This window comes from Flavitalea sp., assembly GCF_035489435.1.
GTDB lineage: Bacteria > Bacteroidota > Bacteroidia > Chitinophagales > Chitinophagaceae > DATHKG01.
This window is the reverse complement of record NZ_DATHKG010000101.1, coordinates 1-19,487: the sequence shown is the minus strand read 5'-3', so window position 1 is coordinate 19,487 and position 19,487 is coordinate 1. Positions and strand designations below refer to the sequence as shown.

Sequence of the window (19,487 nt, the reverse complement as noted above, 5' to 3'; positions counted from 1 at the left end):
CGATCAGGGGAGAACAAGCACCAGCACTGGAAGAAACCCTAACAAAGCTGATCAGGGCAAAAAAGCCGATCGGAGACAAGAACCACTCCCAGCATGAGCAAAGGTATTAACCACGGGACACAGCCGCAAAAAGGCACAATCACGCTCTCAACGGTGCGAAGAAGCGACCAAAAACTCTTGCATAAGAATGCTGGTAAACAAAGAAAGCAAACCTGCGCAAAAAAGCCGATCGGAGACAACAGCAAAGAACGGCATGAGCAAAGGTATTAACCACGGGACACAGCCGCAAAAAGGCACAATCCCGCTCCCAACGGTGCGAAGACGCGACCAAAAAATGTTGCAGAATAATGATGTCCCTGGTCAAAGGCCATTTCGGCTAGGCCTCACTGATAGGAGCCTAAGCTTGTCATTTAATATGTATATCCTTCAAACAAAATTACCAGGCAGAACAAGCAGACCAACTAAGGGTAATTTGAGCGTCATAGTTGAAACCCGTTAAACCTTGTTTAAAGTGCCTAAGTTTGCTTACCTTTCAACCAACAGCAATTACATACATTATGACCCAGCAAGACGGCATGCCTGTCGAATATATCGTGCTTGCAGATGATGATAAAGACGATTGTCTCCTCTTCAAGGAAGCTTTAGATGAGCTGAACCTGGGGACCTTTCTCCAGGTTGTAAATGATGGAGAGATGCTGATGGTTAGCCTGAATAATACCAAAATACTTCCTGTAATTCTTTTTCTTGATCTCAATATGCCGCGCAAAAATGGCGAGGAATGTCTCAATGAAATAAAGAATTCGGCGCACTTAAAACATCTCCCGGTAGTTGTAATATCAACATCCTTTCAAATAGCGGAGGTCGAGCGTTTGTATGACCTGGGCGCGCAATTTTATATCAGGAAACCGAACGAATTCGATCAGCTTAAATCTTCCATTCTAACTGCTATCACCATGTCAGGCAAATTAAACGGACAGCAACCTTCGAGACAAAAGTTCTTGCTATCACCAGGAGTAAAATATGAAGTCGAATAATGATGAACATAACAGTACAAAACCGTTAGTCAAATCTACCATTGAATTCCCGGTTGTTGGCATCGGTGCTTCAGCAGGTGGGCTCGATTCATTTAAGAAATTCATCAAAGGTATCCCGGCAAACTCTGATATGGCTTATATTTTGGTTCAGCACCTGGCTGCAACCCATGAAAGCGTATTACCCGAACTGTTACAGAAAGTAACAAATATCCCGATCCATGAAGTAACAGATAAGATCAGGATTGAATCCAATAACATTTACATAATACCGGCCAATAAATTACTTACGGCGAATGACGGTGTGCTGGAACTAAGCCCCCGGCCATCAAAAGAGCAAAGAAGTTTGCCGGTTGATGTTTTCTTTACTTCTTTGGCAGAGGTGCATGGAGTGCATGCTATAGGTGTTGTTTTATCCGGAACCGGTTCCGATGGTACGCTCGGATTGAAGGCAATCAAGGACCATGGTGGAATGACCTTCGCTGAGGATATGACATCTGCCGCATTTTCAGGAATGCCCGCAAGTGCCATCCAGGCAGATGTAGTTGATTTTATTCTTCCTGCAGAAAGTATTCCCCTCAAGATCACTGAGATAAATCGTCATGATGCAGTTCAGGAAACTTCAATGACCGGCAAGCCTGTGCATGATGGTGAAGTTTACAAAGAAATAGTGGGCTTGTTAAAGATCCGTAAAGGCACCGATTTTACTTATTACAAGCAACCTACTATAAGACGTCGTATATTAAGAAGGATAGCATTAAACAAACTTAACTCCCCAGGCGAATATCTGCGCTATATGAAGGAACTAGATACGGAACAGGACATCCTTTACCAGGATCTGCTCATCCCGGTGACTTCATTTTTTCGTGATCAGAAAACATTTGATACTTTATGCGAATCTGTGCTGCCGAATATCGAAAAGGCCAAGTTAACAAACGAGCCTATCAGGATCTGGATTGCCGGTTGCAGTACAGGCCAGGAAGCCTATTCATTTGCAATCTGCCTCAAGGAATACCTGGGAAATTTAACTCAAGGTGGGTTCAGCACAGTTTCGCGTGTTCAGATTTTCGCCACAGACATCAGTGAGCCTGCAATATCCAAAGCAAGAACCGGTATTTACTCTAAGTCGGAACTGGAAGGTTTATCACCGGAAAGACTTGATAACTTTTTTACCAAATTCGACGGACGTTATCAGCTCAATAAGGCGATCCGGGACATGTGCGTTTTTGCTGTTCATAATTTTTTAAAGGACCCCCCTTTCGCTAAAGTTGACCTGGTGAGTTGCCGGAATGTACTTATTTACATGGAGCCTTATCTTCAGAACAAAGCTTTAAGCGCTTTCCATTATGCGCTGAATCCTGCTGGTTATTTACTGTTAGGTAAAGCGGAAAACACTTCTTATGTTTCTGATTTGTTTGCGACTGTTGGAAAAAAAGATAAATTATTTATCAGAAAAGACGCCCCGGGCCGGTACAGATATAGCACAAACCTCGCTACCGAACAAATTCCAAAAGTAGCTAAAACAAGTTTGCTCAGGGAAAGCCCGGTAATTGATTTTCAAAAGTCGGCCGATGCAATTTTACTCAGCAAGTTTAGCCCGGTAGGCGTTGTTGTAAACCAGGATATGGATATAGTTCATTTCCGCGGAAATACAGGAAGTTATCTCGAACCTTCGCCAGGAAAGGCCAGTCTGAATTTATTTAAGATGGCGCGGCCAGGTTTGGCCTTTGAACTTCGAAGTATTCTGCACAAAGCAAAACAACTTAATGAGCATGTTGTAAAAGAATCGGTAGCCTTCATCATAAATAATGAACAGCATTATATCAATATAGAAGCGATTCCACTACCCCATACTATAGAACCACATTTTTTGGTTCTGTTACATGACACCACGGACTCGTCCCCCCGTAAACCCGAACGCAAAAATGCCGGGCTTTCCTTTAAAAATGATGGTGAGATGCTGTTACAAAAATCCGAACAGGAATTGTTACAGTTAAGAGAAGATATTAAAAGCATTACCGAGGCACAGGAAGCGGCTAATGAGGAGCTGCAAAGTGCCAACGAAGAATTATTAAGTGGAAGCGAAGAATTACAGAGTCTGAACGAGGAACTGGAAGCCGGGAAGGAAGAACTGCAGAGTACAAATGAGGAACTAACTGTTATTAACCAGGAGATGATTGGACTAAATGAACAGTTACGTGAAGCAAGAAATTATGCTGAAGCAATCATCACTACTATACGTGAACCCCTGTTGGTGCTTGATAAAAACATGTGTATTAAAACTGCCAACAGGTCGTTTTACAAAACCTTCAATGTAAATGAAACAGAGGTAGAAGGCTCGAATTTTTTCGAATTGAGCAACGGCCGGTGGAACATTCCGGAACTGAGACTACAATTGGAAAAAATATTACCGGAAGCTACCAGGTTCAGTGACCTGGAGGTTAGCCGGCAATTCCCCAATATCGGTCATCGTGTAATGTTGCTTAATGGCACTGAAATGCTCAGGGAAAGCGGGGACGAAAAATTGATACTTCTTGCCATTGAAGATATTACGGAAAGGGCGCTCAGTTTAAAAAAGATTGAGGAAACCAGTGAGCGGTATACAAATGTGTTGATGCAATCGCCTTTTGCATTCTCCATAATGAAGGGAAAAGAAATGGTGATCACTATTGCGAATAACCTGATGAAAGACTTCTGGGGTAAGGGTTATGAAGTTGAAGGAAAAAAACTGCTTGAGGTTTTGCCTGAACTTGAAGGTCAGTCATTCACGGTCATGATGGAAGAAGCTTATCAATCTGGTAAGGCAGTTTATGCCAACGAAATGCTTGCTCAATTCAAGCACATTAATGTGATGGAGGACAGGTATTTCAATATTATATATCAACCCCATCTCGAAGCGGATGGTGCGGTCACGGGAGTAATCACTATTGCGCATGAGGTAACCAACCAGGTATTGGCCCACAAAAAAGCACAGGCCCAGGCTGTCATGGTAAGAAACCTCCTGATGACCGCGCCGGGTTTTGTAGCAACGCTTATAGGGCCAACCCATGTTTACGATATCGTAAATGAGCAGTACCAGTCTTTATTCGGAAAAAGAAAACTCCAGGGTAATCCTATCATGGTCGCCTCTCCGGAACTGGAAGGGCAGGGGTTCGACAAGTTGCTTGATAAGGTTTTCATCACAGGCGAGCCATATGTCAGCATTGATATCCCAATCACACTGGCACGCGATGAAGAACTTGAACCTGAGGTCAGGTATTTCAACTTTAGTTATCAGCCAATATTCGACGAAAAACAGAAAATCATTTCCATCCTCGTTTTCGGTTACGAAGTGACACAGCAGGTAATTTCAAAAAATAAAAACTTTGAGGATGCGCAGCTACATTCGAGAGAACTGGAACTGAAAGTGCAACAGCGTACTTCTGAACTTGTAATGGCGAATGAAGCGCTGAAAAAAATGAATCATGAACTTGAATCATTTACTTATATATCAAGCCACGACTTACAGGAACCTTTGCGCAAAATTCAAAGTTTTGTCAGTCGCTTGCTTAATACAGAGCATGCAAGCCTGAGCGAAAAGGGGAAGGATTATTTCAATCGTATGTCAAATGCTGCAGCCAGGATGCAGCAATTAATAGAGGATTTATTAGACTATTCGCATGCCCATATTGCCGACAAGGTTTTCGTGAAGACGAATCTTGATTTAATTATCAGCGAAATGAAATCCGACTTTAGCGATATGCTGATTGAAAAGTCTGCCACCATTGAAGCAGATAATCTTGGATTTGCAGATATCAGCCATTTTCAACTTCGGCAACTTATCAATAACCTGATCACAAATTCGCTCAAATTTGCCCGCCCGGGGGTTAATCCGCATATTAACATTAAAACCGAGATTGGTGAAGGATCAAAACTGACTATTGAAAATACAGAGATACCCCCAGCAGGATTGTCTGCATCCCAACAATATTGTCATATCAGTTTTACAGATAATGGAATTGGTTTCGACCCTATTTATAAAGAAAAAATATTCCAGGTATTCCAAAGACTGCACGGTAAAGAAGCTTATCCGGGAACGGGTATTGGTCTTGCCATTGTACAAAAAATCATCAATAATCATAACGGGTATATCACTGCCACAGGAGCATTGGGTGAAGGAGCCAGGTTCGATATTTATCTTCCACAACAATCCAAAAACTAATGAGTAAGCCATCTTTCATAGTCGTCATCGGTGCCTCCGCAGGAGGATTGAATGCCCTCAGCGAAATGGTACAACATTTAAAGAAAGGAATAGACACTGCTTATTGCATTGTATTGCATCTGTCGCGGAAAGGGATAGGCGACTATGTGGTACATACCCTTCAAAAAGTTACCAGCTTAAGTTGTAGCATTGTTATAGATGGCGAATCAATTGAAAAGGATCATATATACGTGGCAAGACCAAATCAACACATGCTTGTGAAAGATGGTAGATTCTTATTGGGTGCGGGGCCGGAAGAGAACCGCTGGCGCCCCTCCATTGATGTGTTGTTCCGTTCTGCTGCAGTGGCTTATGGCTCTCAGGCAATTGGCGTAGTATTAAGTGGATTGCTTGATGATGGAACATCCGGTATGTGGGCAATCAAAAGAAGTGGAGGCCAATGTATAGTCCAGGATCCGGACGAAGCAGAATATCCGGATATGCCCATGTCGATCATTAATCATATGGAAGCAGACTTTGTAACAACTTTGGTCGAAATAGGACCGATTATCGAACAGCTTACAAATAGTATCGGGGATCTGAGAACAGCAGCACCTGATGATGTGATCTCAGAATCAAAGATCGCTGAAAGAACTGCGGTTGGTATAGATGATGTGAGGAAGCTGAACGTTGAACAAAGCATATTTGCCTGCCCGGATTGCGGTGGCGGTTTGTGGGATGTAAAAAACGATGTGATAAAACGTTATAGATGTCATATTGGTCATGCTTATACAGAAAAGGATTTGATTTTAAGGCAAGCTATGACTGCTGGTAATACATTGTGGGTCGCACTCCGCATGATGGAAGAGCGCAAGCACCTATTGCGTAAAATGGAAGTTGATAATACAAAAAAAGGTTATAAAAGTGTTGCAGTAGGTCACCATGAAAAACAAGTTGAACTTGACCGTCATATAGACCGGCTGAAAGAAATACTTCGCGATCTTCAAAATCATGATACAGCTTAATTGCCGTCCGCATTTCTAAAGGCTACCTTCTTGAAAAACTATCTTCCTCAAAGGCTACCTTCCTGGGTCACATACGGAATCCGACTTTAAAAATTCTGGTTACGTATTGGTTGCATATTGGTTGCATTTTGGTTGCATAAGTGTTAAGAAAAATTATGCCGCGAAACATAAGGGAAAAAAGATATATTTTCGATTTCTTATTTCACCATTAAACTGTCTTCCTTATGTCTTATACCGAACACAAAATCGTAGTAGGTGACCCGGGCCTTGGAATCATTCTGCGGGAGATCAATGAGGCAACCCGGGAGTATACTGTCGAGTCTGATTCAGAAGAGTTTGTGGAAATTTTTGGCACTAACACCTTTACTTTTATAAAGGGAAACAGCGCTGTCGAAAATGCCATTCTCGGCGACGTTATCCCACGTCATCAACCCCGGGCAATGGAGATAATTGAAGACATTAAGAAAGCGTTGTGAAGAAAGTGGTGAGTGGTAAGTGATGAGTGGTGAATTTGAGTGAATTAATTATGAATTATGAAAATTTCATAATTCTCATAACTCTTAACTCACTCATAACTCATAACTCATAATTCATATCTCTCTTTACTGTAGTCTCGTGAGGCTTACGCTTTTCGGCGGCGCTACGATTAAAGGGAACTTCTCTACTTTAACGTTGCTTGCGTCAAGACCAAAGCCTTTTTCTTCTGAAAGACTGATATCTTTCAGGAAGAAATGTAGTTTCATCATCATCCTTTCCCAGATTGGCAATTCATTGTCTTCGCTCAGGTATTTTTCAAGGACGATGAATCTGAAGTCGCCAATCACGTTGTTTTTTTCGAGGCTTTCATACCTGCTCAGTACGTTTACCTCCCTGTTTTTCACCAGGTCCTCTACCACTTTTTTAAATAACAGGTTCATACGCGGCTGGACCCTGAAACCTAAACGGAAATCTACGCGTATCACATCATTTGGAATGATGTGCTCGACCTTGTATTGTGAGGTATAAGGGTCATCAACCGTTTCTACATGAACAAACCAGTATATATCTGCCCGTTTGGGCCTTTTGTTTAGTATGGAATAAATAATCTTGTGTTCAATTTCTTTCGGATTATCAGCACTTGTGAGATAAACCAGGTGTGTAGCATATTTCGGTACGGTCTTATCCTGGCTCAGTTCCTGGAGTTTGGGCAGATAATGCTCAAGCCGAACGAATTCAACATACCTGTTTTTTATTTTTTTCGCTTTGAACCAATTGTACATGACCAGGAATAGCATTCCGCCAACAATTACGGCCACATAGCCGCCATGTGGTAGCTTGTCAAAATTTGCAGCCAGGAAACTCATCTCAATGACCAGGAAAACCAACAGGTATAAATATATCAAAAGAGGTTTTTTTCTTTTCAGCACCAGGTAATTTGCAAAAAGAATGGAAGTTGCTATCATACACAAGGTGATCGCCAGCCCGTAGGCAGCTTCCATATTGGCTACCTTCTGAAAATAAAGCTCGATGCCAACACAGCCTGCATACAAAAGAAGATTGATTGCCGGAATATATAACTGTCCCCTGGCCTCTGTAGGATAATGGATCCGAAGTTTTGGCCATAGGTTGAGACGGATTGCTTCGCTGATCAGGGTAAACGAACCTGAGATTAAAGCCTGGCTGGCGATAATTGCTGCTGATGTGGCTATCGCAATGCCGAAATATAAAAACCAATGAGGCATCAGGCCATAAAATGGGTTGAAGCCCGCAGTTATCATTTCCGTGGTTATTTTTTGGCCACTGTGGTTGTGAAGCAGCCAGGCTCCCTGGCCAAGATAATTAATGATCAGGCATGATTTAACGAATATCCATGAATACCTGATGTTCCATTTACCACAGTGACCAAGATCTGAATAAAGTGCCTCAGCTCCGGTCGTACAAAGAAACACACCTCCAAGTATATAAAATCCGGAGGGATATTTTATCAGTAATTCAATTCCATAATAAGGATTAAATGATTTCAACACATGCAGGTCATCAGAAACATGAAATATGCCCAGGGCTGCAAGCATAGTAAACCAGCCGGTCATTACCGGTCCGAATAGCTTGCCGATCGCAGCCGTTCCAAATTGTTGTACAAAAAACAGGATCGTCAAAATGCCAATTACTATATAAACAATGGTGCGCTGGCTGATGTTTGATAGGCCTGGTACCTGCTTTAAGCCTTCAATGGCTGATGAAACAGAAATTGCCGGTGTGATCATTCCATCAGCAAGCAGTGCGGCTCCCCCTATCATAGCAGGGATCACCAACCATTTTTTCCTTCTTCGTACAAGGGCATACAAAGAAAATATCCCTCCTTCGCCCCGGTTATCTGCGTTTAGAGTAAGGATAACATATTTTACGGTTGTTTGAAGCGTGAGGGTCCATATAATCAGCGACAGGGTACCGATAACCAGCTCTTCGCTTATTACCTTTCCACTAATAACAGCGTTGAGAACATATAAAGGGGAGGTACCAATATCGCCATAAATTATACCTAAAGCTATGAGGAGGCCAGCCGTAGAAACCTTATTGTGTGAAGACATTATCTGCTATTGTTAACTATTCAGTTTAGCATTCAAAAATATAGCAGGAACTGGTAAATTAACGGGAAAACGGGGCATCGGCTTAAATCTTTATATAATCCTTATACCTTGCAGTGATCGAAATTGCTAATCCTTATACCTTGCAGTGGTCAATATTGCTAATTATTATAAGCTTGGCATATTGATGGACGGGCAGCTAACTTAGTAGAAGGAAAATGCTGGTCAGTAATAGCCTGCGGAAAAAATAATCGAATGGAATGATGAAACACCTTTCTAAACCTTTTGACAAAAGCTCATTTATAACCCAAAAAGGCAAACCATATTTGATTGCTTTATTGCTGGTTTTTATTGTGAGCACTATATGCTACCTGTTTTCTTCCTATCTCAGCTACCGCGTTGTTGCACTTATTTTGTTGCTGGTGGTTTCGGTTATCGCGGTTTCGTTCGACATATTTCCCGTTTTACTCGCAGCATTTTTCAGTGCAGTGATCTGGAATTTTTTCTTTATTCCGCCGATATATCATTTCCGGATTTCCACTTCAGAAGACCTGATTTTACTCATTATGTATTTTCTGATAGCGATGATCAATGCAGTGCTTACTTATAAGATCAGGAGAGCTGAAACCAAGGCAAGAGAAAAAGAAGAAAAAGCAAACACGGTTAAATTATATAATACCATGCTTAATTCTTTATCACATGAGTTAAGAACACCTATAGCTGCCATAATCGGTGCAACAGATAATCTCCAGTCAGCTAACAATAACCTGACGCCGGGTCACAAAGATCAATTGATTGCGGAAATCTCAAAAGCTGCGCTTCGGTTAGATAGACAGGTTGGCAACCTGCTCGATATATCAAGGATAGAATCCGGGTTTATAAAAGCAAAGAAAAACTGGGTCGACATTGTCGAAACCATTCATGACGTCGTGCATAAAATAGAGGAGAACGGGATAAGTCAGCGAATCATCATAAACATCAGCCCGGCTATTCCGCTTTTTAAAACAGATAAGGTGATGCTTGAACAGATTGTTTCAAATATTGTTAACAATGCAGTTCTTTATTCTTATTCAGATAGTGTTCTTAAAATAAATGTTTCGGACAGCACCCGTCCACCAGTCACCGTCGGAGATGTACAATCTATTTCCTTTGTTGACAATTCGCTACAAACATATCGTGCAGACAAATCCGATCAGACATTTATTACAAACAATCACAACCAAACATTTACTCCGGATAATATTCAAAATCCGGATTTTCAAAAGATATCCACTGAAGATCCGGGTAAACAAACATTATTTCCATCCGGGCCGGATAAAATCTTCAGCAAAGGCAATGTGCTAAGCTTAATGATAGAGGATAGCGGCCCTGGATTTCCGGATAATGAACTGCCTTTTATTTTTGATAAATTTTACCGGTTGAAAAACAGCAAAGCCGGGGGTACGGGCCTCGGCTTATCAATAGTGAAAGGCTTTACTGAAGCATTAAACGGAAGAGTAACAACTGAAAATGTTATGGGAGGAGGTGCGAGGTTTATCATAGAAATACCTTGCGAAACTTCATATTTAAAAGTGACAAATGAATAAAACGGAGATACTGGTTGTTGATGATGAAGAGCAAATTCGCAAACTGCTGGAGATCACTTTGCAATCAAATAATTACCAGATTAAGCAGGCGGCCAATGCCAGGGACGGAATCATCATGGCTTCGAATCATCCGCCAGACTTGATTTTGCTGGATGTTGGTCTGCCTGATAAAGATGGTATTATCATGTTGCAGGAATTAAGGGAATGGTATACTAATCCTGTGATTGTACTCTCAGTTCAGAATAGCGAAGATGTTATCATCCAGGCTTTAGATAAGGGTGCCAATGATTATCTGACCAAGCCATTCAGAACAGGCGAACTACTGGCCAGGATAAGATCAGCACTTCGAAATCCTGTCACTGATGAAACTGAACCGGTGATCAATACAGAGGATCTCCAGATAGATCTTAGTTCACGTACCGTTACCGTAAGAGGAGAATTAATCAAGTTCACCGGCACAGAATACAACCTGTTGTCACTTTTTGCCAGGAACGAAGGAAAGGTATTAACGCATGCATTTCTGCTGAGAGCTGTTTGGGGCCCCGGGTTTATAAATCAATCACAGTATCTGCGCGTTTTTATGGCACAAATAAGGAAAAAGATAGAGAAGGATCCGAATCGCCCCGAGTATCTTTTAACTGAATCAGGCGTAGGGTATAGGTTTGTATGTAAGTGATGAGTTATGAGTGATGAGTTATGAGTTAGTGGTGAGTTGTGAGTGGTGAGTGGTGAGTTGTGAGTGGAGTGGTTAAGTGGGAGTTTGTGGTTGCTTGGATTTTATCAGATGGTGTAATAATTGAATTGTTCGTATTGCGCGATACAAAATTAAATGATCGCGGACAATAACTTGATTGAGAAGTTTGCTAAATGTTGGAGATTAATGCTCTTGTATTATCTTGACGCGTCATTTGAGAGCAAGACAAATAAAACGCAACAAACAAACCAAACCAAACAAACAAAACAAAGCCAAAACCAAGCGAAACCAAACTAATCCAAACTAAACTAATCCAAACCAAACAAAAAAAACCAAACAAAACAAAACCAAGCCAATCCAAACCAAACGAATCAAAACCGAGCTAAACGAAACCAAACTAACGAAACCAAATCTACATGCTAATATTGCTGCTCATTTCCATTTCTTCTATTTTTTTGTTTACAAGTTGTCAGGATGCTACTCGACACAAAGAATCTTTTTTAACCTCAGATCTGAAAATTGGTGGTGGACAAATGCCTGATGTCGCCACTGATAATAAAAACAATGTTCACCTCGTCTATGGTCACGACGATAGTATCTTTTATGTATCATCTGATGATGCCGGTAAAAAATTCTCAGATCCTTCATTGATAGCTGTTGAGCCTGGATTATTTTCTTCTCACACAAGGGGACCACAGATTACAACCGGCAGCAAGGGCCTTACTGTAATAGCCTGTAATAAATCCGGCAATATTTTTTCGTATTTCAGATCTGGTAGTGGAGAATGGTTGAAACAAACACGTATCAATGATATGGACACTACTGCCAAAGAAGGCTTCATTGCATTACATGCGGATGGCGACCAGGTCTTTGCAGTTTGGCTTGACATGCGCAACAAACACAATGAAATATTTGGCTCCGGCTCCAAAGACGGTGGAAAAACCTGGTCATCAAACAAGATGATTTATGCTTCACCTGACACCTCTGTTTGCGAATGCTGTAAGCCAACCGTATTAATCAAGGGCACAGAAATTAATGTCATGTTTCGTAACCGGTTCAGTGGTTACAGGGATATGTACCTGATACAATCAAAGGACGCCGGTAAATCTTTTAGCCAGGCACATAAATTGGGAGCCGGAAGCTGGCCGCTGGCAGGATGCCCAATGGATGGCGGTGGTATGACTATGAAGAATAATAATCTCCAAACAGTGTGGCGTCGAAAAAACAAGATTTACGCCTGCGAGCCTGGTAAACCAGAAACAGCAATAGGGGAGGGCCAGGGCTGTACAATAGCTACTGTCAATGGCCAGACTGTATATTGCTGGACCCATAATGGTGAAGTGGTCCTCCTTAAACCGAAAGGAGAATTGCAAGTCATCGGCAAGGGCAACTCGCCCCGTATTGAAACTGTCGATAACAACAATCTTCTTTGCATATACGAAAGCGACAAACAAATCTACACTCAAATCATCTCAATAGTTGAATAGAATTATGAATTATGAGTTATGAATTATGAAAGGAGTGATGAGTTATGAAGTTTCGAGTTAAATTGGGCTGTATTCACAACTCATCACTCGCAAACTCATCACTCACTCATCACTCATAACTCATAACTCATAATTCATAACTCATAATTCATAACTCAAGACTTAACTAATGTGAAACATTACTGCTATCTGACCTTGGTCCCAAACACCAACCGTGTTCACCATGCCTCCAGTTTGCAGATCGAAATGCGAAAATGTTTGTTGCGATAAAAAGTATGATTGCAAGTATAGCCGCCACCTTTGTAAAACGCGTCAGGGTTTTACTTTTTGAGAAATTCCCAAATACATACCCGATAATAAATACCATGCTTGCAATAAAAAGTAATCTCGTTAAAATTATTCCTACTAACATAACTGTAGTTTTAGATTGTTGATAATTATTGTTAAAATATTTTTACTTTCTAAATGATCACTGAAACAATTAGCTTAACATTTATTCACTCATTCACTCTGACACTCCACTCATAACTCATAATTCATAACTCATACCTCTCTTAAACTTACCTCAGCTGATGAAGCAAATCTTCGATTTCGTCTTTTCCCCAGTGCGGGTAATTGGTTTTTGGTTTTTCGTTGTTCCATTGGGCAAGTGCATTTTCAAGAATTTGTTTGGCTTTGACTTTATCTCCACCAAACATTTTTGGTGCGCTGAATTTCTCCCAGCCATCGAGCCAGTTTGCACGGGGATTTGCAGGATTTATTTTTTGCGCTTGTTGATAATACTGCATAGCTGCCGGTCCATACTTTCTGCCATAGGTCATGGGACTAATAAATACCCGCGATCTGTTGATCATGCTTAATACAGCATATACTTCGGAGATTTCTGTTTTTTGTGAAGTTGAATCAAGAAAGGTCAATGCATTTTGAATCTGCTTTTCGGCTTTGTCTGCATAAGGTTCAATCCTGTCACCATCATTTTGATAAAGCCAGCCGATTTTTGCATTACAGAATGCAGCATAATATGGTGCCAGCCAATCTGCGTTTGGTTGTGTTGCGAGTTTCTCAAACTGCACTGCCAGTTTTTCAAAGTCCTTTACGGATTTGGCTTTTTGTAATTCGGCGGTGGCATTTTTTAGGCCTTCCTGGTAATTAGTCTGTCCTAAACCCGCGAAGGCAATTGCCAGGAAGACGAACATTGCTAAGAGAATTTGTTTCATAACTTTTGTTTTTGTTATTGCGATTATTGTTTGTGACTATGATTATTGTTTGTGACTATGATTATTGTTTGTGATTACGATTATTGATTGTGATTATGATTATTGTTTGTGATTATGATTATTGTTTGTGCTTACGATTATTGATTGTGATTAATTATTGTGATTGCGACTAATTATTGTGATTACGATTATTGATTGTGATTGCGATTATTGATTCATATACATTGATGTATTACCGATTTGTTTTGATGAGATAATTTCATTTTAGTGGTTATAGTTGAACGCTTCATTATAGTTGAGCACTTCATTATTATTGCACGGTTCATTATTAATAATGAGTCGCATCTTTGAGATCCTCTTTTAGAGGTTTTGATCCATAATGTTATCCCTGGTGTCAGTGCCAAAACCCATAAAAATTCCAAAATAAAATGTCCTGGTGGCGGGAAGTGAGATTGGGATTTTGTTGGCACCTGTCAAACCATAATTGTATCCAAAGACCTGGTTTCGTCCAAATACATTGTTCATCCCTAAGCCAATACCCGAAAAGTCCTTGTGTTTCCATTTTTTGAACATGGAAAAAAGATAAGCGAAGCTGATATTCATATTGCTGTAGGTCCTCGTAGTTCCCTGGTCCTGGATTTCAGCAACCCCTCCTGAACGATTATTGATAAAGTAATACGGCCGCCCGGTTGCAAAACTGTATGAAACATTCAGGTTCATACTCAGATCAGTATAGAATCTCTTGATGGCAATGGAAGCAGTATGCGGTGTTGAAAATCCGGGACGGATAGCATAGGGATAATCAAGGTATTTTCTTTTTGTGTCGAGATAAGTATAGCTGATCCAGTAATCAAGATCCCTGATGGTTTTTTTGTCCCGGAAAAAAACTTCAAACCCTCTTGCATAACCATCACCGGTATTACCACTATAAGGATATGTTGTTGCCAGCCGTTTATAGAGTTTGTAATAGGCTTCCATCCGGAGCCAGCGGTTATTCTTATTTTTCTGGTAATTGAGTATGAAATGTTGTGCATCCGAAAAGTCAGGGTTTGCATTATCGATGAGCTGATAAGGTTCTGGTTTCTGATAGAACCTTCCATATGCTATATTCAACTGGCCACCGTTGTTAAACCGATAGGCAATACTTAGCCTTGGTGCAATAACGGCTTTCCTTAACAGGTATGAATACTCGCCCCTTAGGCCGATCTTAGCCGCGAGGTGACGCGCCAGATAAACATCGGATTCAACGAAACCTGCTACCAGGTTATCCTTCACATTGTTAACGGTATCTTCGAATTTGTATTTATCATCACTAAAAAAGTACTCAGCGCCGAACCTGAGCACACGCCTGTTTGAAAATGTTTTACCTAGAACCAGCCTGGCTTGTGCGAAATTGGATTGGTTGTGGGATTCAAAATTTTTAAGATTGAAAGGAAATCCGGTCAATGATAGCTCATTTTTTTCTGCATCGAGCAGGCGGTTGGTTACCTGCCGCTGATGATAGTTATAAGACAATGCGGCATCAATCTTCCAGTTGTTGGCTAGCAACTCACGGTACGATAAATTGCTATAAATATTTGACCCCCCGCCATCATATGATGTGAGAAGTTGCAGGCTATCCGGATCCGGATTACGCATACCCGTGCGATCGTAACCATAAGTAGCATAGAACTTAAGCATTCCTGTTTTGCTGGTGCGAAGACGGAAATTTGCATCGCCTGATAAATACTGTGGGCCATTGAAGAAATCAGGTTTTGCATTTATCATTTTGTTGTAGAACTGCTGGTTCCCGAAATTTGCGCTGGCTCCATAGCTTGAGTTACCTTTTTTGCCAAGCTCCTGGAAGTTTACTGCAACAACCATTGGAAAAATGGCGAGCCCAATGGAGGATACATCTGGTAGATCAACCGTTTCAAGTATAAGGGCACTGCTCATGGCCTGGCCATACAATGCTGAATAACCACCAGTGCTGTATAACACACCTTTGAATAGAAACGGGTTAAGCCTTGCAGGCTGCAAAATGCCCGGTACTGAATTATAGTTCGGATTCCTTAACAGGGTGCCATCAACAAACTGCTTTGCCTCTTCACTGGTACCACCTCTTACAAAAAGCCCTTCTTTTTCACCAACCTGTTGTGTACCCGGAAGAGATCTTAATGAATTGGCAATATCACCACCATTGCCTGCAACAGTCATTGCATCCATAGGTGTGAGTGAAGCTCCTTTGGCCTTGTCGCTGGCTTCGAAGGTGCCGGCTGCCACCACCACTACCTCGCCCATGGCTTTTATTTCATGCTGCATTATTATCTTTGCATCCTCATCTACCTGGTTTGTAGCTAAACTTAATTCCTGTGCCTGATATCCAACACAGGAGACTATCAGTGTCCATGGTGCTGGTTTGGTAGTTATTATTGAAAACCGACCCGACGGATCGGTGGAAGTACCAGCCCCTGAAAATTTTATCCTGATAGTGGCGGCTGACAACGGTTCGTTATCATCACTCATCACCTTTCCTTTGATTTCAGTTTGAGTGATTCCTGTTTTTGCAGAGTCTGTTTGCGCCCTTGATTTGATGGCGTTTGTAAGTACCAGTGCCAGGATGGTTAATATTTGCAATAATAGTTTCATGATCTGCAGTTTTACAAATCGAAACTATAACAACATCATAGTGGGCCCGGCTTAGAATCGACCTTAGACCAGCTTGAATAGACGAGAGGGGGAATTTTGTAGATGTGATTTTAGGAAAGTGGTGAATTTAATGTCGCAGGAATTATCCTGGCTATACAGGAATTATCCTGGCTATAAAGGAAGCATTTTTTCCACTTCAGAACGATAGTTTTCACTGAGCGGTAACTCAATGTTCCCGATACAGATCAGATCACGTTTAATGGCTGAGACCTTGTCTGCAGAAATTATATATGATTTATGGGAGCGTACAAAACGATGATTTGCCAGTTTTTCTTCCATTGCTTTTAATGACATCCGTGTAATTACAGGACGGTTTGAAGAAGAAAGAAAGATCTTGACATAATCCTTCATTGCTTCTATATATAAGATGTCGGAGATGGAGATCTTCACCTGGTTGTATTCAACATAAACAAAAAAATAATCGGGCGCTTGTTCAGGTGATGCAGATTTTTGTTGAAGGTTAAAAAGTTCATGGGCTTTGTTGCAGGCGCGTAAAAACCGTTCAAAGGACACCGGTTTCAATAAATAATCAACTGCATTCAGGTTGAATCCTTCGAGAGCATGTTCCTGGTAGGCCGTTACAAATACCACCATAGGAGGTTTCTGCAAACTTTGTATAAACTGGAGGCCATTAAGTCCTGGCATCTGGATATCAAGAAAGATCAGGTCAATGCTTTGTTTATGAAGTATTGTTGCAGCTTCCAGCGCATTTTTGCACCTGGCTACGAGATGTAAAAAAGGCACCTGCTTTATATTATCTACCAGTAAATCAAGAACCAGTTTTTCGTCATCGACTGCAATACAATTAAGCATAGCGATACTGTTTTAAAAGTTTCAGCCTGACCATACATTGTTAAATAACCAGGTAATTACTGTTCAACAGTTCTAATGTTCAACAGTTCTACTGTTTAACAGATCTAATATTCAACAGTTCAACATTTCAAATCTAATATTAATTCAACCTGGTAAATCCCGTTTTCGTCTTTGATATTCAGCCGTTGCCTGTCTCCATATAAAAGTAAAAGGCGGTTCCTTACGTTGGCCAACCCGATGCCTGAACTTTTATCCTTTGAAGAATTCGCATTCACATAATTGTTTGTTATTGAAAACAACAATGGCTTTTGGTTTGCAAACAGCTTAATGTGGATAAATGGATTTGTTGCAAGTCCAATGCCATGTTTGAAAGCGTTTTCAACAAATGGTATCAATAACATCGGTTCAATATTGCAATCATTTTCTCCATTTTGAATATCGATCCTTAAATCCATATCATCTCCAAACCGGAGTTTCTGTAGTTCGACATAGTTACGCAGGTATTCAATTTCTTTTGAAACGGGGAACTTCTCCTGGTTGGTTTCATACAAAATATAACGAAGCATTTCTGAAAATCTAATTAGTGTCGGTTCCAGGAGGTCAGACTTAGTTCTGGCCAGTGATACAAGATTTGTCATAACATTAAAAAGAAAATGCGGACTGATCTGTGACCTTAAAAATTTCAGTTCAGATGCCATCGCTTCAGCTCGTTTTTCCTTTTCCTTTCTTTCAAGCGTTAATCGACTCCTGATAAAGATGAATATAAAACTTGCAATAAGAAATGGAACCGGGGGAAATAATATGATCGGCTTATTTGTGTCGGTAAGTACAAATTGCGGATCTGCGAGGTTAACCATGAACAGTTTCAAATGATAAAGAGCGGGTATTATTCCGACCAGGAATAGGATATAGATCGGCCAGAACCGACGGTTCAACAACCTGGGAAATAACAGGTATACATTTAAATAAAACAGGCCGATATGTATTATGGTGGTGATAATAAAAAAGCCCCTGGGTAACCCGGTGTCAAATTTGACATTTCGAAAGAGGATCACCGGAATTAATATGATCATGAGCCAGATGGTGGCATGAACCGCGGGCACCGGCATACTTAATTTAAAATGTCCTTTATGCTGTTGTTTGTTTAAATCCATATTAAACCCTGTTGTTTAAATCTGAAATGCAGGTAATTTCGCTGTTTAGTTAAATCCATATTAGACCCTGATGTTTATAACTGAAATGCAGCTAATTCTCAGCGTTTTGTTCAAGCTACGAATCAAGATAACATTTTAGGCGCAAGTGTAGACCAGTGGTCAATATCCGCAGATGAAAAGAACTTTAAGAGAAATATGAAGTATGAGTTATGAGTTATGATACTGGAGTGATTAGTTATGAAAACAAAATTTCTTTATCTCATAATTTCTGCATTAATTTTCATAATTCATAACTCATAATTCATATTTCTCTTAAAATGATTCTCTTTAACTTGGGATAAACCAAACAATAAAAATAATGCAGGACGAAAGCAGGAAATATTCAAACGGGGAGATCACAGTTGTTTGGACGCCATCAATTTGTATTCATTCAGCGATCTGTTTTAAGGGTCTGCCCCCGGTTTTTAATCCAAGAAAAAGGCCTTGGGTGACGATTGAAGGAGCCGACTCGGATCGGATTATTGCGCAGGTTCAACAATGTCCTTCGGGTGCTTTGTCTTTTTTTTATAACAATGAACAGGAGGAGCAGAGCCAATCGATTGAAGCTGAGACAAAACTGGAAGCTTTGCCCAACGGACCATTATTGGTATATGGTAATGTATTGATCAAAGACGCACATGGTCACGAAATCAGGAAAAACAAGGTCACTGCTTTTTGCCGATGCGGTCAATCTAAAAATAAACCCTTCTGCGATGGTTCGCATATACCGGCAGGCTTCGTTGATTGAATTATGAATTATGAGTTATGAGTTATGAGTGAGTGATGAATTATGAAATTGAGTTATGAAAGCAAAAATCCCTTTATCTCATAATTCCCAACTCAAGTTTCATAATTCATAACTCATAATTCAATGTCGTTTAGTTAAGCCCTAAAGCTGTTTATATTCCATAGATGGTGGTTTCTTCTGTTTATGCTTTCGTTTAAACTTTCGTCCCGGTCTCACTATCTCGCATGTCCTTAATAATACATCATCCATCGCCGCAAGAGC

At 40.7% G+C, this 19,487-nt stretch carries 14 protein-coding genes; 8 read left to right on the top strand and 6 right to left on the bottom strand.

The features are described from left to right. Positions 1–557 precede the first annotated feature (557 nt). The 4 genes from VK664_RS16685 (at position 558) to VK664_RS16670 (ending at position 6,712) form a co-directional block, all read left to right on the top strand. Positions 558–1,034, top strand: a complete 477-nt coding sequence (locus VK664_RS16685; protein WP_461399824.1) for a response regulator — start codon at positions 558–560, stop codon at positions 1,032–1,034. Further along, the gene (locus VK664_RS16680; RefSeq protein ID WP_461399823.1) at positions 1,021–5,232 is read left to right on the top strand and encodes a CheR family methyltransferase; all 4,212 of its coding nucleotides are present in this window, start codon (positions 1,021–1,023) and stop codon (positions 5,230–5,232) included. Before VK664_RS16685 ends, VK664_RS16680 begins: the two co-directional genes overlap by 14 nt. Then, positions 5,232–6,236 (top strand): chemotaxis protein CheB, encoded by a 1,005-nt coding sequence (locus VK664_RS16675; protein WP_461399822.1) that lies wholly within the window; start codon positions 5,232–5,234, stop codon positions 6,234–6,236. Before VK664_RS16680 ends, VK664_RS16675 begins: the two co-directional genes overlap by 1 nt. 224 nt (positions 6,237–6,460) lie before the next feature. Further along, a complete protein-coding gene (locus tag VK664_RS16670) occupies positions 6,461–6,712 on the top strand; it encodes a hypothetical protein (protein WP_461399821.1) in 252 nt (83 codons plus the stop codon). 126 nt (positions 6,713–6,838) lie between these two features. On the opposite strand, the gene VK664_RS16665 is transcribed toward VK664_RS16670, so the two are convergent. Continuing rightward, positions 6,839–8,803 carry a KUP/HAK/KT family potassium transporter gene (locus VK664_RS16665; protein ID WP_461399820.1) on the bottom strand — a complete coding sequence of 655 codons (1,965 nt, stop codon included), beginning with the start codon at positions 8,801–8,803 and terminating at the stop codon, positions 6,839–6,841. Positions 8,804–9,060: 257 nt separating this feature from the next. On the opposite strand from VK664_RS16665, the gene VK664_RS16660 reads away from it, so the two are divergent. The 3 genes from VK664_RS16660 (at position 9,061) to VK664_RS16650 (ending at position 12,567) form a co-directional block, all read left to right on the top strand. Then, entirely contained in the window at positions 9,061–10,386 is a 1,326-nt protein-coding gene (locus VK664_RS16660; protein ID WP_461399819.1) for a sensor histidine kinase, read from the top strand. Further along, positions 10,379–11,062 (top strand): response regulator, encoded by a 684-nt coding sequence (locus tag VK664_RS16655; RefSeq protein WP_461399818.1) that lies wholly within the window; start codon positions 10,379–10,381, stop codon positions 11,060–11,062. Before VK664_RS16660 ends, VK664_RS16655 begins: the two co-directional genes overlap by 8 nt. 434 nt (positions 11,063–11,496) lie before the next feature. Then, complete coding sequence (locus tag VK664_RS16650; protein WP_461399817.1) at positions 11,497–12,567, top strand: hypothetical protein; 1,071 nt, start codon at positions 11,497–11,499, stop codon at positions 12,565–12,567. A gap of 166 nt (positions 12,568–12,733) precedes the next feature. Here VK664_RS16650 and VK664_RS16645 read toward each other — a convergent pair whose 3' ends face one another. The 5 genes from VK664_RS16645 to VK664_RS16625 form a co-directional block, all read right to left on the bottom strand. Beyond that, on the bottom strand, positions 12,734–12,979 hold the full coding sequence (locus tag VK664_RS16645) for a hypothetical protein (RefSeq protein WP_461399816.1): 246 nt from the start codon (positions 12,977–12,979) through the stop codon (positions 12,734–12,736). Between the two features lie 148 nt (positions 12,980–13,127). After that, positions 13,128–13,784 carry a hypothetical protein gene (locus VK664_RS16640; protein ID WP_461399815.1) on the bottom strand — a complete coding sequence of 219 codons (657 nt, stop codon included), beginning with the start codon at positions 13,782–13,784 and terminating at the stop codon, positions 13,128–13,130. A 360-nt stretch (positions 13,785–14,144) separates the two neighbouring features. Then, positions 14,145–16,412: a TonB-dependent receptor gene (locus tag VK664_RS16635; RefSeq protein ID WP_461399814.1), complete on the bottom strand. Its 2,268-nt coding sequence runs from the start codon at positions 16,410–16,412 to the stop codon at positions 14,145–14,147. A gap of 171 nt (positions 16,413–16,583) precedes the next feature. Continuing rightward, positions 16,584–17,285 carry a LytR/AlgR family response regulator transcription factor gene (locus tag VK664_RS16630; protein WP_461399813.1) on the bottom strand — a complete coding sequence of 234 codons (702 nt, stop codon included), beginning with the start codon at positions 17,283–17,285 and terminating at the stop codon, positions 16,584–16,586. Between the two features lie 119 nt (positions 17,286–17,404). Then, a complete protein-coding gene (locus tag VK664_RS16625) occupies positions 17,405–18,439 on the bottom strand; it encodes a sensor histidine kinase (RefSeq protein ID WP_461399812.1) in 1,035 nt (344 codons plus the stop codon). A gap of 358 nt (positions 18,440–18,797) precedes the next feature. Here VK664_RS16625 and VK664_RS16620 point away from each other — a divergent pair, with 358 nt between their 5' ends. Continuing rightward, a complete protein-coding gene (locus VK664_RS16620; protein ID WP_461399811.1) occupies positions 18,798–19,226 on the top strand; it encodes a (4Fe-4S)-binding protein in 429 nt (142 codons plus the stop codon). Positions 19,227–19,487 lie beyond the last annotated feature (261 nt).

Excerpts from the sequence above, each read along its gene's own strand:
- VK664_RS16685 (WP_461399824.1), top strand. The coding sequence starts at position 558 with ATGACCCAGCAAGACGGCATGCCTGTCGAATATATCGTGCTTGCAGAT.
- VK664_RS16680 (WP_461399823.1), top strand. The coding sequence starts at position 1,021 with ATGAAGTCGAATAATGATGAACATAACAGTACAAAACCGTTAGTCAAA.
- VK664_RS16675 (WP_461399822.1), top strand. The coding sequence starts at position 5,232 with ATGAGTAAGCCATCTTTCATAGTCGTCATCGGTGCCTCCGCAGGAGGA.
- VK664_RS16670 (WP_461399821.1), top strand. The coding sequence starts at position 6,461 with ATGTCTTATACCGAACACAAAATCGTAGTAGGTGACCCGGGCCTTGGA.
- VK664_RS16665 (WP_461399820.1), bottom strand. The coding sequence starts at position 8,803 with ATGTCTTCACACAATAAGGTTTCTACGGCTGGCCTCCTCATAGCTTTA.
- VK664_RS16660 (WP_461399819.1), top strand. The coding sequence starts at position 9,061 with ATGATGAAACACCTTTCTAAACCTTTTGACAAAAGCTCATTTATAACC.
- VK664_RS16655 (WP_461399818.1), top strand. The coding sequence starts at position 10,379 with ATGAATAAAACGGAGATACTGGTTGTTGATGATGAAGAGCAAATTCGC.
- VK664_RS16650 (WP_461399817.1), top strand. The coding sequence starts at position 11,497 with ATGCTAATATTGCTGCTCATTTCCATTTCTTCTATTTTTTTGTTTACA.
- VK664_RS16645 (WP_461399816.1), bottom strand. The coding sequence starts at position 12,979 with ATGTTAGTAGGAATAATTTTAACGAGATTACTTTTTATTGCAAGCATG.
- VK664_RS16640 (WP_461399815.1), bottom strand. The coding sequence starts at position 13,784 with ATGAAACAAATTCTCTTAGCAATGTTCGTCTTCCTGGCAATTGCCTTC.
- VK664_RS16635 (WP_461399814.1), bottom strand. The coding sequence starts at position 16,412 with ATGAAACTATTATTGCAAATATTAACCATCCTGGCACTGGTACTTACA.
- VK664_RS16630 (WP_461399813.1), bottom strand. The coding sequence starts at position 17,285 with ATGCTTAATTGTATTGCAGTCGATGACGAAAAACTGGTTCTTGATTTA.
- VK664_RS16625 (WP_461399812.1), bottom strand. The coding sequence starts at position 18,439 with ATGGATTTAAACAAACAACAGCATAAAGGACATTTTAAATTAAGTATG.
- VK664_RS16620 (WP_461399811.1), top strand. The coding sequence starts at position 18,798 with ATGCAGGACGAAAGCAGGAAATATTCAAACGGGGAGATCACAGTTGTT.